13 protein-coding genes are annotated in these 14882 nt (G+C 58.3%); 12 read left to right on the top strand and 1 reads right to left on the bottom strand.

All coding sequences use genetic code 11. The features are described from left to right. Nucleotides 1-821: aldehyde dehydrogenase family protein (locus AB7E65_RS07575; protein WP_428745581.1), on the bottom strand; the 821-nt coding region annotated here is incomplete at its 3' end. 696 nt (nucleotides 822-1517) lie between these two features. Between AB7E65_RS07575 and prfB the strand changes: the two genes are divergently transcribed. The 12 genes from prfB (at nucleotide 1518) to lpxB (ending at nucleotide 14825) form a co-directional block, all read left to right on the top strand. Next, a protein-coding gene (gene prfB, locus AB7E65_RS07580; protein ID WP_145926421.1) for a peptide chain release factor 2 occupies nucleotides 1518-2613 on the top strand; the annotation gives its coding sequence in 2 pieces (ribosomal slippage) (nucleotides 1518-1577 and nucleotides 1579-2613; 1095 coding nt in all). Nucleotides 2614-2746: 133 nt separating this feature from the next. Continuing rightward, nucleotides 2747-4231 (top strand): lysine--tRNA ligase, encoded by a 1485-nt coding sequence (gene lysS / locus AB7E65_RS07585; protein WP_320360959.1) that lies wholly within the window; start codon nucleotides 2747-2749, stop codon nucleotides 4229-4231. 59 nt (nucleotides 4232-4290) lie between these two features. Next, nucleotides 4291-5544, top strand: coding sequence for a lipoprotein-releasing ABC transporter permease subunit (locus tag AB7E65_RS07590; RefSeq protein WP_072287323.1), 1254 nt, complete (start codon nucleotides 4291-4293; stop codon nucleotides 5542-5544). Further along, nucleotides 5496-6224: an ABC transporter ATP-binding protein gene (locus AB7E65_RS07595; RefSeq protein WP_072287324.1), complete on the top strand. Its 729-nt coding sequence runs from the start codon at nucleotides 5496-5498 to the stop codon at nucleotides 6222-6224. The genes AB7E65_RS07590 and AB7E65_RS07595 overlap by 49 nt, the downstream gene beginning before the upstream one ends. A gap of 144 nt (nucleotides 6225-6368) precedes the next feature. Continuing rightward, on the top strand, nucleotides 6369-8612 hold the full coding sequence (bamA, locus tag AB7E65_RS07600; protein WP_428745582.1) for an outer membrane protein assembly factor BamA: 2244 nt from the start codon (nucleotides 6369-6371) through the stop codon (nucleotides 8610-8612). Nucleotides 8613-8710: 98 nt separating this feature from the next. After that, complete coding sequence (locus AB7E65_RS07605) at nucleotides 8711-9223, top strand: OmpH family outer membrane protein (RefSeq protein WP_072287326.1); 513 nt, start codon at nucleotides 8711-8713, stop codon at nucleotides 9221-9223. A 9-nt stretch (nucleotides 9224-9232) separates the two neighbouring features. After that, nucleotides 9233-10264 (top strand): UDP-3-O-(3-hydroxymyristoyl)glucosamine N-acyltransferase, encoded by a 1032-nt coding sequence (gene lpxD, locus AB7E65_RS07610; RefSeq protein WP_320360962.1) that lies wholly within the window; start codon nucleotides 9233-9235, stop codon nucleotides 10262-10264. Nucleotides 10265-10268: 4 nt separating this feature from the next. Then, the gene (fabZ, locus tag AB7E65_RS07615) at nucleotides 10269-10712 is read left to right on the top strand and encodes a 3-hydroxyacyl-ACP dehydratase FabZ (protein WP_072287328.1); all 444 of its coding nucleotides are present in this window, start codon (nucleotides 10269-10271) and stop codon (nucleotides 10710-10712) included. Between the two features lie 4 nt (nucleotides 10713-10716). Further along, entirely contained in the window at nucleotides 10717-11487 is a 771-nt protein-coding gene (gene lpxA / locus AB7E65_RS07620; protein WP_072287329.1) for an acyl-ACP--UDP-N-acetylglucosamine O-acyltransferase, read from the top strand. Next, nucleotides 11484-12434, top strand: a complete 951-nt coding sequence (locus AB7E65_RS07625; RefSeq protein ID WP_428745583.1) for a Gfo/Idh/MocA family oxidoreductase — start codon at nucleotides 11484-11486, stop codon at nucleotides 12432-12434. Before lpxA ends, AB7E65_RS07625 begins: the two co-directional genes overlap by 4 nt. A gap of 106 nt (nucleotides 12435-12540) precedes the next feature. After that, nucleotides 12541-13635, top strand: coding sequence for a DegT/DnrJ/EryC1/StrS family aminotransferase (locus tag AB7E65_RS07630; RefSeq protein ID WP_072287331.1), 1095 nt, complete (start codon nucleotides 12541-12543; stop codon nucleotides 13633-13635). An 11-nt stretch (nucleotides 13636-13646) separates the two neighbouring features. Then, nucleotides 13647-14825: a lipid-A-disaccharide synthase gene (gene lpxB, locus AB7E65_RS07635; protein WP_428745584.1), complete on the top strand. Its 1179-nt coding sequence runs from the start codon at nucleotides 13647-13649 to the stop codon at nucleotides 14823-14825. Nucleotides 14826-14882: the final 57 nt, after the last annotated feature.

Consider the following 14882-nt stretch of genomic DNA (forward strand, 5'->3'; position numbering starts at 1 on the left):
TCGTCATTACAGATATAAGCGCCGAGTTCTTTCAGTTTGGCGATGGCTTTTTCGGCGGTTGCGGGGTTGTCGAAGATCAGGTTCTGCTCGGATGCGCAGACAACACCATGGTCGAAGTTTTTGGACAGCAGCACGTCGGCCATGGCCTGGTCGAGATCGGCATCGCTGGCGACATACACAGGGCAGCCGCCGGCGCCGACGCCGTAGGCGGGGTTGCCGGAGCTGTAAGCGGCCTTGACCATGGCGCCGCCACCGGTGGCCAGAATAACGGCAACGCCCGGGTTGGTCATCAGGGCGTTGGTGGCTTCGATGGAAGGCTGCTCGATGTACTGGATGCAGTCTTTGGGGGCGCCTGCGGCGATCGCGGCTTCGAGGGCCAGATCCGCGGTTTTGGCGGAGCATTTCTGGGCGCGGGGATGGAAGCCGAGGATGATCACGTTGCGGCCTTTGAGGGCCGAAAGGATCTTGAAGCTTACCGTCGAAGTGGGGTTGGTGGTCGGAGTAACGCCAGCGATGACACCGTAAGGCTCGGCGATTTCGATGATGTCGTTTTCGTCCTTGACGACGCCGACGGTCTTCACGCCTTTCATGTCGTTCCAGATGACGGTGGAGCCGAAGTGGTTTTTGATCACTTTATCTTCGTACTTGCCGAGGCGGGTTTCCTCAACAGCCATTTTGGCCAGTTCTTCCTTGTTTGCCTCGATCGCTTTGGCAACCGCTTCGCAGATGGCGTCGGTCTGTTCCTGGTTGAGCTTTTTCATCTCGGCCAGGGCGACCTGGGCCTTTTCAACCATCTGGTCAATGACTTGTTTTGCGTCCATGGTGTTCCTCCTAGATTTGGTTGGAAAATTACCTGCAACAAAGTGCTTCAATGCAGCCAGGTCATCGGGACAAGGCCGTGGAGATCTTCAACCGTCGGATCAAAACGCGGTCCGAAGCGAGGCTTTCGGGCAGAATACCCCCTTCAATCCACAATCTGTCTGCTCTGTCTGCAGATTGCGATGGATCCTTGATTCCGCGCTTTCAGGATGCAACCTTCTAGGAAGATTCAGGGTTAAAGTCAAGACAAAAAGGTAAAAAAATACCTTATATCGAAAAAAATATTTCGCGAGAAAAATCATCCAACCGCAGGAAAGACAAGGGAAAAACAGTGGTTGATTCCGGCCCTGAAAAAAGGTTTGTGCATGACTGCCCGGTTTTTGGGTCCGGAGGCCTGCGCGGCGTGCTTTGCGGTCTGCCGGTACGGCGGTTCTTGGTTGTGCATTGCCCAAAGGGCGTGGCACTGTGGTTATGAACAGTATCCCGGTTCGCAACAACACCTTGCCCCCGGCAAGGCAAGCCGATATAATCGCGCCGCCTAACAGTGAAGCGGTTCCCGGGCGGGCCCTCTTCCCTGGTCCATTCTATCCCGTTTTTATCCGGAGTTTCCGGATGGATTCTACCTTTAATACTTCGGCATGGCCGATTCTGCCCGTCTGGGGGGTCGACACCGTGCAAAGCCGGAAAGAGGCAGGTATATGTATCGTGAAGTCAATGACATGTTGAATTTCCTCCAGGACAAGCTCGACGAGCTGAGGAGGCATCTTTGATGTCGATGCCAAGAAGGAACGCATCGCCGAGCTCGAAGCGGAAATGGCCCGTCCAGGCTTCTGGGACGCGGGGGACCGTGCCCAGGACCTGCTTCGGGAACGCACCGGCCTGGAAAAACAGGTAGCCGGAATCGAAGAGGCACACCGGGAAATCGACGACCTGCGGGTTCTGTCGGAACTCGGTGCCGAGGGGCAGGACCAGGCGGTCCTGGATGAAATCAGCGGGCTGCTGCCCGAGGTGGAACGCCGCATTCAAAAAATGGAACTGACCCGCATGCTCTCCGGCGAGCACGATGCGTGTAACGCCATTTTCAGCATCACGGCCGGCGCCGGCGGCACCGAGGCCCAGGATTGGGCCGACATACTGCTGCGCATGTATCTACGGTTTTTCGAAAAAAAGGGATTCAAGGCGGAAATCACCGATTACCAGCCCTGTGAAGACGCGGGCATCAAGGGCGCGACCCTGACGGTGAGCGGCGATCATGCCTATGGCTGGTTGCGGGCGGAAATCGGCATCCATCGCCTGGTGAGGATTTCTCCCTTTGATTCCAATGCACGGCGGCATACCTCCTTTTGCTCGGTGTTCGTTTTTCCGGAGCTGCCGGACGACGTTGAGGTTGAAATCAATGAAAAGGACCTCAAGGTCGACACCTACAGATCGAGCGGCGCTGGCGGCCAGCACGTCAACAAGACCGACTCGGCGATACGCATCACCCATGTTCCCACCGGCATTGTGGCAGCCTGCCAGAACGAGCGCTCGCAGCACAAAAACCGGGCCACGGCCATGAAACAGCTCAAGGCGCGCCTGTACGAACTGGAGCTGCGTAAAAAGGAAGAGGAAGCGTCGGCTATCGCCGGAGAAAAAATGGAGATCGGCTGGGGCAGCCAGATCCGGTCCTACGTGCTGCATCCCTACCGCATGGTGAAGGATCACCGCACCGGGTTCGAAACCGGCAACACCGATGCGGTTCTGGATGGTGATCTTGACGGCTTCATCGAGGCTTATCTGCTGTCGGAAAAGTAGTCTCCGGCCGCTGTGAAACGGGCCGCCTGACGGCTCCGAACCGCCAGTAAAAACAGGCTTTCTCCTTGACTTGCCCGGGGGCATTGTTTAAGGTGCCTTGTTTGCCAAACCGGAAGGAAAAGGAAAGGGAAAAATGGAAGAACTCAACGATCTGCTGCTGCAGCGCCGGGCCAAACTGGAGGAGTATCGCAACCAGGGTATCAACCCTTATGCCAATGATTTTACGGTGACGGCCACCTCCGGGGATGTGGTCGATGCCCACGGGGAGCAGGACGCTGCCGCACTCGAAGGATGCGACGCTCTGTATGCCCTGGCCGGGCGCATGATGGCGCGGCGTGACTTCGGCAAGGCTGCCTTTATACAGATCCAGGACCGCAGCGGCCGGCTGCAGGTTTTCGTGAGCCGCGACAATGTCGGGGAGGACGCTTTCCAGGCGTTTCGCGGGCTGGATATCGGTGATATTGTCGGCATTACCGGCAAGCCGTTTCGCACCAAAACCAACGAATTGTCCCTGCGTGCCGATTCGGTCCGGTTGCTGACCAAATCGCTGCAGCCCCTGCCCGAAAAATGGCATGGCCTGACCGACGTGGAGACGCGCTACCGGCAGCGTTATCTCGATCTGATCGTCAACCCGGAAGTTCAGGAGGTATTCCGTAAGCGCAGCCGGATCATCAGCCTGATCCGCAATTACATGGTGGATAATGACTTTCTGGAAGTCGAGACTCCCATGATGCAGCCGGTTGCCGGCGGCGCCACCGCGCGGCCTTTTGTGACCCATCACAATACCCTGAAGATGGACCTGTTTCTGCGCATCGCGCCGGAACTCTACCTCAAACGTCTGGTGGTGGGCGGTTTCGATCGGGTATTCGAAATCAATCGTAATTTCCGCAACGAAGGGATTTCCATTCAGCACAATCCCGAATTCACCATGATGGAATTTTATCAGGCCTACGCCACCTACGAGGATTTGATGGATTTCACTGAAAAGCTGGTCTGCCACGTGGCGCAAGAGGTGGTCGGGTCCCTCAGGTTTTCCTATGGCGGCCGCGAGGTGGATCTCAGCGCGCCGTGGGACCGTCTCACCGTCAAGGAGGCGATTCTCAAATACGGGGACGTGGAGCCGGATGTGCTTGAGGACAAAAGCCGCTGCCTGGCTTATGCCCGCAGTCTGGGTCTCGATTTCGACGACGGCATCGGCCATGGCAAGCTGCTGACCGAAATTTTCGACGAGGTGGCGGAACCGAAGCTGTGGAATCCGACCTTTGTCACCCAGTACCCGACGGAAGTGTCGCCCCTGTCACGTAAAAACGACAGCAATCCCGAGGTCGTGGACCGTTTTGAACTGTTCGCGGTTGGGCGCGAGCTGGCCAACGCCTTTTCCGAACTCAATGACCCCATCGACCAGAAAGAGCGTTTTGCCAAACAGCTTCTGGAAAAGGAAGCCGGTGACGAAGAGGCGCATGCCATGGACGAGGATTATATCCGCGCCCTGGAGTACGGACTTCCGCCCACCGCCGGCGAAGGGATCGGTATCGACCGGCTGGTGATGCTGTTGACCGATGCGCCCTCGATCCGGGAAGTCATCCTGTTTCCCCAGTTGCGCCCCGAAGCAAGATAATTTTTGTGTGGGGCGGTGTTGTTTGCTGGCACCGCCCCCTTTTTACCTGCGGGAGATCCATGGGTTACGAATGGTTTGTCAGCCTGCGGTATCTGCGGGCCAAACGCAAGCAGACCTTTATCTCGGTCATTTCCTTCATCTCCATTGCCGGAGTAACCCTCGGGGTTGCCGCGCTCATCGTGGTGCTGGCGGTCATGACCGGTTTTCATGACGGCGTGCGCCAGCAGATTCTCGGCAACGTGCCTCATGTCCTGATTCAGCAGCAGGGCGGTGCCATCGACGGCTACCCGCAACTGGTGAAAACCGTCAGGCAACAGGTGCCGGAGGCCGTGGCGGTAAACCCCTTTGTAAGCAAGGAGGCCATGCTGCTGGCCCGGGGCAATGTGGCCGCGGTGAACGTCAAGGGGATCGAGCGGGGAAACAAGGTTTTTCGGCAGCCGTTTTTTCAGTCTACCGACGAGCAGGTTCAGGCCGCGCTGTACAGCGGCAGTGACGGCCCGCCCGGCATCGTGCTGGGTCTCGATACGGCATCGACCCTCGGGGTTGGCCTCGGCGATACGGTCAATGTCATTCCGCCGAAATTCAATGTTACGCCGTTCGGTCTTATCCCCAAGATGAAACCCTTCCGGGTTGCGGGTATTTTCCAGCACCGGGGAGGTTTTCTCGATGCCTACTTCGCCTACGTCGATCTGCGTCAGGCCCAACAGTTTCTCGACGCCAACGGGCAGGCCAGCGGCGTGGAAATCGAACTGGTGTCCTTCGAGCAATCGCGGCAGGTGACGCAGAGACTGCGTGACAGCCTGCCCTACCCGTATCTGGTCAGCTCCTGGGAGGACCTGTTCGGTTCCTTTCTGTCCGCCCTCAAACTTGAAAAGCTGGGTCTTTTTATCGTGCTGGGCATCATCGTACTGGTGGCGGCGTTCAATATCGCCACCACCCTGATCATGATTGTCATGGAAAAGCACAAGGATATCGCCATCCTCCGCTCCATGGGTGCGAACTCCCGCAGCATCCTGCAGATCTTCGTGTTCCAGGGTCTGATCGTCGGTTCCCTCGGCACCGCGCTGGGTACGCTGCTGGGTGTGACCCTGGCCGGCAATGCCGATCCCATCATCAAGGGGCTGGAAAGATTGCTCAAGGTGCGGATTTTCGACCAGGCCGTTTATGGCATGGAGCGGTTTCCTTCGGTTGTCAACGCGGATGATGTGATCGCGGTGGCGCTGACGGCCATGGTTATCTGTCTGCTGGCGACCATTTATCCGGCATGGCGGGCTTCACGGATGGATCCGGGCGAAGCTCTGCGCTACGAGTAGGGGGAAGGGTGATAGAAGTCCAGGGCTTGTGCAAAAGTTTTGTCAGCGGCAGCCGTCGGGTCGATGTCCTGTCCCATGTCGATCTTGAAATCGCCATGGGGGAACGGGTGGCGGTCGTCGGCGCCTCGGGCGCGGGCAAAACCTCCCTGATGCATATTCTCGGCGGGCTGGATCAGCCGAGCAGCGGCGATGTGCGGTATGACGGTCAGGATATTTTCCGGCTGCGCGGCGCCGAACTCGATGCTTTCCGCAACCGCACCCTCGGTTTTGTTTTCCAGTTTCATCAGCTGCTTCCGGAGTTCACGGCGCTGGAAAACGTCATGATGCCGGCCCTGATCGCCCGCTGGTCCCGCTCCAGGGCCGAAGCCGCCGCCAAAGACCTGCTTTGCGAAGTCGGACTCGAGCCGCGACTGAGCCATAAGCCTGGCGAACTCTCCGGGGGAGAACAGCAGCGGGTGGCCATTGCCCGGGCGCTGATCATGTCGCCCCGGGTTCTGCTTGCCGACGAACCGACCGGCAACCTCGACAGCGCCACTTCGGACGGCATCTACAACCTGTTGACACGGCTTCATGACACCCGCGGACTTACCCTGGTTGTGGTGACCCACGATGCGCGGTTGGCCGCGGGGCTCGATCGCATTGTCCATATGGCGGACGGCCGGATCGCGGATTGCGCCTGATGTATGCCGGCACGGCCCGCCACGGTGTTCCGCCATGCGCCAAAACCCCTGGTGCTCGGAGCCGCCGGCGTTTGAGGGGGTTTACACCCTCGCGATCTTTACCTATAATGACCCACTTTCTTGCCTGTTCGGAGTAATGGATGCATGAAGAATCGTTGGATAATCTGGCTGATATCGCTATGGTTGATACCGGTCGTCGGGATGGCTTCTCCGGTTCAGGTGGATCAGGTGCTGATCGACGGCAACCGCCGCGTCGAGCGCGGTTACATCGAAGGGGTGCTGACGGTTGCGCCCGGCACCTCCGTTACAGTCGAGGAGATCGACCGTAACATCGAGGCGATCTTCAAAACCGGCCGCTTCCAGGATGTTTCCGCCGAGCTGGTTGAACGCGACGGCAAGAAGGCTCTGGTATTCAAGGTAAGCGAACGGCCCCTGCTGCGGAAAATCAACTTTACCGGCAACTCGGAGATAAAATCCGAGAAGCTCGGAGAAATGGTCAATGCGCAGAAGATAGAATTCTATCGTCCGCAGGTCGTTCGTGACGCCACCGATATTATCAAACGCGCCTACGTCCAGCAGGGCTACTACGCCACCGAAATCGATGCGAAGGTCGATATCAACGAGCGCCAGGAAGCCACCATCACCTTCAATATCAATGAGGGCGACAAGGTTTACGTAACCAATATCCGCTTCGAGGGCAATACGGTTTTCAAGGCCAAGCAACTGAAAAAAGCCATGTTGTCCAAGGAGAAATGGTTTTTGTCCTTTATTACCGGCCGGGGTGGTTATAATGAGGAAATGTCCAAGGTCGACCGGGACATTATTGCCGACCAGTACTACAACGAAGGCTACATCCAGGTACGCGTCAAAGGTCCTGTGGCCAATCTGCTGGCCGATAAAAAGTCGATGGAACTGCTTTACGAAATCGAGGAGGGACCGCAGTTTTTTGCCGGGAAAATGGATGTGTCGGGGGATCTGCTCAAGGACAAGCAGGAACTGCTCGGCGTCATGAGCATGAAGGAAGGGGATGTCTTCAGTCGCAAAGTCATGCGCGAGGACATGCTCAAGCTCAATGATCAGTACGCCGATACCGGCTTCGCCTACGTTAACGTCACGCCCGAAACCGAAGTGAATGAAGAGACCCGCAGGGTCGACATTACCTTCGATGTCGAGCAGGGCATCCGTGCCCGTATCGGCCGCATCAACGTCGCCGGCAACACCCGTACCCGCGACAAGGTCATCCGGCGGCAGGTCAAGCTGGCGGAAGGGGATGTCTACAGCGCCTCCCTGATCAAGGACAGTCGTCGCAAGATCAACAATCTCGGATATTTCGACGAAGTCAATCTGACCACCCGCAAGGGCGACGATCTGTCACTGATGGATGTCGACATCGATGTCAAGGAACGCGCCACGGGCAGTTTCAGCATCGGTGCGGGTTTTTCTTCCGTCGACGGCCTGATGCTGCAGGGTTCCGTGTCCCAGGATAACTTTCTCGGCCGTGGTTTGCGTCTCGATCTGTCCGGTTCGCTGGGCGGCAGCCGCACGGTTTACCGCATCGGCCTGCTCGACCCCTATTTTCTCGACCGCGATCTGGCCCTCGGTTTCGATCTCTACGACACCGAACGGGAATGGACCGATTTTGAGCGCGAAACCACCGGTGGTGACATCAAGCTCGGCCTGCCGATTACCGACGATATCCGGTCCTTCTTTGTCTATCGCTATGAAAAGAAAAACATTACCGATGTCGATGATGACGCCAGCTGGATGATCAAGGAACAGGAAGGCAAGCATACGCTGTCGTCCTTCACCGCATCCCTGAGCCGCAACACCACCGATTTCCGCCCTGATCCGAGCCGCGGCAACATTACGGAAATCGCCGTTGAATATGCCGGTCTGGGAGGTACGGAGCGTTTCATCAAGTACACGGCCGACCATCGGTTCTTTTATCCGCTGCCCTGGAACATGGTCTTCAGCATTCACGGTCAGCTCGGCTATATCCAGGAAATGGGCGACAAGTCGATTCCTCTCGACGAGCGGTTTTTTCTGGGCGGCATGAACTCCCTGCGTGGCTTTGAATCCCGGGAAGTCGGCCCGCGGGACCCCGAGACGGGCGATTTTTACGGAGGCGCCAAGGAGGCGGTGTTCAATTTCGAACTGACCTTCCCGCTGCTGAAGGAAATGAAGATGAAGGGCCTGCTGTTTTTCGATACCGGCAACGCCTGGGATACTGATGAATCCATGTTCTCCGAAATGCGTTACAGCGTTGGCGCCGGCATCAGCTGGAACAGCCCCATGGGGCCGCTGCGGTTTGCCTGGGGTTACAATCTGGACCCGGAGGAATGGGAAGAACCTACCGCCTTCGATTTTTCGGTTGGCAGAATGTTTTAAATGAAAGAGATCCGGGCAGTCACGGCTGACAACTGCCCTTCACACAGTGTGTGCGATAAGAAAACTGGGCCGATACACTTACCCTAAAGGAGCCTGACATGAAGAAGATTTGTGGATTTCTGGCAGCTGTAATGCTTTTTGCCGCGGTACCGGCCGGCGCCGCCGGAAAAGTCGGCGTTATCGATCTGCAGAAGGTTTTGCGTACCTCGGCCGCTGGCCAGGCGGCGCAGAAGACCATCGCAACCAAGGCCGAGTCGTTTCAGAAGACCATGCAGAGTCGGCAGGCTGCTCTGAAAAAAGCCAACGATGAGTTCGAAAAGCAGAAGATGGTGCTGTCCAAGGACGCCGCTGCCCAGAAAGAGCGTGATCTGCAGAACAAGATCAAGGATTTTCAGCGGTTTGGCAAGGACGCTCAGGAAGAACTGCAGCGGGAGGACCGCCAGGCGACTTCCAAAATTCTCGACGAAGTGGCCAAAATCGTCAAGGACCTGGGCGCCAAAGGCGGTTACGACGTCATTATTGAAAAAAGCACCACGCTGTACACCAATCCCGCCGTTGACATGACCGATGCCGTTGTCAAGGCCTACGACAAGAAACACAAGGGAAAATAAGGAGATAGCATGCCGACCCTGAATGAATTGGCGGCCCTGCTCGGCGCCGAGGTGGTTGGCGACGGCTCTGTCGTCATCCATCGCATGGCACCGATCGACAGCGCCGGACCCGGCGATATCACCTTCGTCGCCAATCCCAGGTATCTGGCCAGGCTCAAGGATACCACCGCATCTGCTGTTATCATCAAGCCGGGGTTTGAATGCCCCGGTCTTGCCATGCTGGTGTGCGACAACCCCTACCTGGCTTTCGCCAAGGTTCTCACGGCGCTGCATGGGCAACGCCCCGCGCCGCAGGGGGTGATGGATGGGGCCTGGGTCGATTCGACCGCCGAGCTTGGTGAGGACATTACCGTTTATCCCGGCTGCGTTGTCGGCAAAAATGTGCGTATCGGCCGCGGCACCATCCTCTATCCCGGGGTGGTCCTCTATGATGGGGTGGAAGTCGGGGAAGACTGTCTGGTGCATGCCGGGGTTCTGGTCAGGGAAGGGTGCCGCATCGGGCATCGCGTGATTGTGCAGCCCGGCGCCGTTATCGGTTCCGACGGATTCGGGTTCGCTCCCGACGGCAGGGGTTACTATAAAATTCCGCAGGTCGGCATCGTGGTGCTCGAAGACGATGTGGAGGTCGGCGCCAATGTCTGCATCGACCGGGCGGCGATGGGGGTCACGCTGGTGAAACGCGGTACCAAGATCGACAATCTGGTGCAGATCGCGCATAACGTGACCATTGGCGAAGATACCATTCTGGTGGCGCAGGTCGGCATTGCCGGCAGCAGCAAGGTAGGCAACCACTGCACCATTGGCGGACAGGCCGGCCTGGCCGGGCATATCAAGATTGGCGACAACACCATGGTTGCCGCGCAAAGCGGGATCATGAGTGATCTGCCGGCCGGTCAGGTTTTTTCCGGTACGCCCGGCATGCCCCACAGGGAATGGCTCAAGGCCTCCGCCGCCGTGAAAAACCTGCCGTCCATGCGCAAGACCGTCAGCAGTCTGCAGAAACGCATTGAAGAACTGGAAAAACTGGTAAGGGAAAGGTAACCGCATGACCCTCGAAATTCTCGATATCATGAAATTGCTGCCGCATCGGTACCCATTTCTGCTCGTCGACCGTATTGTGGATCTGGAGCCGGGGAAGCGGGCCGTTGGCATTAAAAACGTCACCATCAACGAACCGTTTTTCCAGGGACATTACCCGGGGCATCCCATCATGCCAGGGGTGCTGATCATCGAGGCCATGGCCCAGGTCGGTGGAGCTGTCGCCGCCCTGACCGCCGGCGACAAGGCCGATCAGGTGCCTTATTTCACCGGCATCGACAAGGCCCGTTTCCGGCGGCCGGTGGGGCCTGGCGATGTGCTGCACCTGCAACTGGAAATGATCAGCAACCGGCGCGGCCTGCATGTCTTTGATGGCAAAGCCATGGTTGACGGCAACCTGGTGGCGCAGGCGGAATTAAAAGCAGTCTTTGCACCCCGTTCGCAGGATTAATCTCATGATTCATAAAACGGCAATCGTTGAAGACGGCGCGCGCATCCACGACAGCGTGGAAATAGGACCCTATGCGGTTATCGGTTCCCATGTAAGCATCGACGCCGGCACCCGCATCGGAGCCCATGCCGTTGTCGAAGGCTGGACCCGGATCGGCAAGGACAACCGCATCTTCCAGTTCGCTAGCATCGGCGCCGAGCCGCAGGATCTAAAATTTCACGGGGAGCAGTCCACCCTGCGCATCGGAGATCGCAACACCATCCGGGAATTCGTCACCATGCATCGCGGCACCCAGGACGGCGGTGGTGAGACGGTGGTCGGCAGCGACAACCTTTTCATGGCCTACGCCCACGTCGCCCACGACTGCGCCATCGGCAACCGGGTCATTCTCGCCAATGGCGCCACCCTTGGCGGTCATGTCAAGGTGGACGACTGGGCGATCCTTGGTGGACTGTCAGCGGTACACCAGTTTACCCGTGTCGGGTGTCATGCCATGATCAGCGGCGGCAGCATGGTGGCGCAGGATATTGCCCCCTATATCATCGCCCAGGGAGATCGCGCCAAAGCGGCCGGAATCAATCTGGTCGGACTGAAACGCCGCAATTTTTCCGATGCTCTGGTACGTGACATCAAACAAGCCTACAAACTGATGTTTCGCAGCAACCTGCGGCAGGAAGAAGCGCTTTCGCGCATCACCGCCGAAATTTCCGATGCGCCCGAGATCCGCGCATTTGTCGACTTCATCCGGGCCAGTGAAAGGGGCGTGGCACGGTGAGCGCTCTGAGGGCCGCGGTCATAGGGGTTGGCTACCTCGGGAGATTTCATGCCCAGAAGTACGCGGCACTGACCGATGTCGAGCTGGTCGGTGTGGCCGACGTGAACCGGGAAGCCGCCGAGCGCGTCGCCGCCGAAGTCGGCTGTGCCGCTTATGCGGATTATCGTGAACTTCTCGACAGGATCGACGTCGTTTCCATCGTGGTGCCGACCCGTCTGCATTTTGCCGTGGCCAGGGAGTTTCTGGCCGCTGGGCGGCACGTCCTGGTGGAAAAGCCGATTACCGAGACGGTGGACGAGGCGGATGAACTGATTGCCGTGGCGCGGCAGCAAGGCGTCTTGCTGCAGGTTGGACACCTTGAGCGTTTCAATCCGGCGATTGTGGCGTTGAACGGCGAGTTGCACAAACCCATGTTCATCGAATCCTACCGACTGACGCCGTTTCGAGGGCGAGGGACCGATGTCAATGTGGTGCTGGATCTGATGATCCACGATATCGATATCATCCTGAACATGGTGCAATCGGAACTGGTTGCGGTTCACGCCTCCGGTGTTCCGGTGCTGTCCCATGAAGTCGACATTGCCAATGCCAGGCTCGAGTTTGCCAGCGGCTGCGTTGCCAACGTGACCGCCAGTCGCGTCAGTCGCGATGCAATGCGCAAGGTACGGGTATTTCAGTCCGACGGATATTTCTCGATCGACTACCAGAAACGGCGCATCGCCGTGTGCCGCAAGGGCGGTGATGGCATGGCGCTGCCAGGGCTGCCGGGTATTACCATGAAGGAAAAGGGATTTGCGGAAAGCGATGCGCTGCGGGACGAGATTGCGGCCTTCGTCGCAGCCGTCAGGACGGGGACATCGCCGGTTGTCGCTGGCGAAGATGGCCGTCGCGCGCTTGCCGTGGCCTTGCAGATCAGCAGCTGTCTGGGGGGTATCCTGCCGGGCTGAGAGGCGGCTGTCCGACAGATTGCGCGCAAGGCGAGGCCCCTTTGCCAGTCCTCGCCTTTTATTATTGGCACTGCAGGCACCTTTAACACAAAGGATACTTACATATATGTCCATTCCCATGGTTGACCTTAAAGGGCAATACGAAAGTCTCAAGGAGGAAATTAGCCGGGGGTTGTCCGAGGTTCTCGAGTCCACCCGCTTTGTGCTCGGCCCGCAGGGTGAAGCTCTGGAACGGGAAATCGCCGATTACTGCGGCGTGCGGCACGCGTTTGGTGTCGCCTCCGGAACCGATGCCCTGCATCTGGCATTGCGCGCTGCCGGCATCGGCGCGGGCGATGAGGTCATCACCACGGCGTTTACCTTCATTGCGACCGCCGAGGCCATTGCCTATGTCGGCGCCACGCCGGTGTTTGTCGATATCGACCCCGCTACCTTCAATATCGATCCGGCCGGGATCGAAAATGCCATCACCGAGAGGACCCGGGCGGTGATTCCCGTGCACCTGTTCGGACTGCCGGCCGATCTGCGGCCGATTGCCGCTTTGTGCGAAAAGCACGGGCTGCGTATGGTGGAGGACTGTGCCCAGTCCTTCGGCGCTGTCTACCAGGGGCGCATGACCGGTGCCTGGGGCGATTTGGGGTGTTTCTCGTTTTTCCCGAGCAAAAATCTGGGATGTTATGGCGATGGCGGCATGATTGTCACCGACGATGACGGTCTGGCGCAGGATATCGTCATGCTGCGCAACCATGGCAGCCGCGAGCGCTATCATCATGCGGTTATCGGGTATAACAGCCGACTGGACGATCTGCAGGCGGTCATTCTGCGTACCAAGCTCAAGCATATCGATCGTTATAACCGGTTGCGTCGCGAGAATGCCGCCCGCTACAACGAACGCTTGCGTCATGCCGATGTTCTGATTCCTGGTGCGGAGGGCGCCGGTTCCCATGTTTTTCATCAATATACCGTGCGCCTCAAAAATCGTGCGAAAGTGCAGGCGGCACTGGCCGCCGAGGGTATTGCTTCGGCCATCTACTATCCTGTGCCGTTGCATCGGCAGGAGGTCTTTGCCGGGGCCTGCGCCGGCGTTTGCCTGCCGGTTACGGAACGGATTGCCGCCGAGGTGCTGAGCCTGCCCATGTATCCGGAACTGACCGAGGCGCAGATCGATCTCGTCTGCCGCACTCTGCTCGCAGCCCTGTAGGTTCGGAAGAGATGCCCACGTTACCAACAACCGGTCGTGTCATGATCGTCACCGGCGAAGCCTCCGGTGATCTGCATGGCGCCCATTTGATCGAAGCCGCGGGTCACCTTGATCCCGGCCTGCAGTTTTTCGGCGTTGGCGGCCCTTGCATGGCCAGGGTGGGGTGCGAAATCCTCATCCCCGGTGAGGAACTGGCGGTTATGGGGCTGGTGGAGGTTCTGGGCCACCTGCCGGCCCTCTGGCGCGCTTTCCGGCGCCTGAAAAAAATCCTGTATGGACCACAGCGACCCGATGTGCTGGTGCTGATCGATTTCGCCGAATTCAATCTGCTGCTGGCAGCCCAGGCGAAGAAGGCCGGGGTGCCCGTGGTCTACTATGTGAGTCCGCAGGTTTGGGCGTGGCGGCGGGGCAGGGTGCGCCGTATTGCCGCGGTGGTCGATCGACTGGCCGCCATTTTCCCGTTTGAGCCCGAGCTTTACAAAGGCCTGGACATCGATGTCGAATATGTCGGCCATCCCCTGCTTGACGCGTTTGAAATTCCCAGCGAACGTTGTGGTTATCTGCGGGCATTGGGACTTGACCCCGACAGGCCCGTGATCGGGCTTTTCCCCGGCAGCCGCAAAAACGAGTTGAAATATATTGCGACAACGATTCTGCAATCCGCGGTTCTTCTGCGCAGATCTTTTCCCGATGCCCAGTTTCTTCTGCCGGTGGCATCGAGTTTCCGCAGGCAGGATATGCAGGATCTGGTGGCGCCTTTTGGCCTGCCCGTGACCCTGACCGACGGCAATATCTACGATGCCATAAAGGCCTGCGACGCGATAATTACCGTGTCCGGAACCGTTACCCTGCAGATTGCGCTGGTCGGCACTCCGATGGCCATTGTCTACAAAATGGCGCCGTTGAGCTATGCCATCGGCAAGCGCCTGATCCGCGTGCCGTTTATCGGACTGGCCAATATCGTGGCCGGTCGTGGTGTGGTCAAGGAGTTCATACAGCAGCAGGCAACCCCGGATCAAATCGCACGGGAGATTGAAGCGATTCTCACGAATCCGGATTACAACGACGCCATGCGTGCCGGCCTCGCCGCCATTCAGCATCGCATGGGTGAGGGCGGCTGCGCCGCACGGGTAGCCCGCATGGTATCGGAACTGAGCCGCAAAAGCACAGCCAAGGAGCGTTCTGCGTGAGATACAACCCACGGCTACTCTACAGGCGTCTGTATCGCTATTCGAAGCCCTACCTTT

This window comes from Syntrophotalea sp. (assembly GCF_050253115.1).
Classification (GTDB): domain Bacteria; phylum Desulfobacterota; class Desulfuromonadia; order Desulfuromonadales; family Syntrophotaleaceae; genus Syntrophotalea; species Syntrophotalea acetylenica.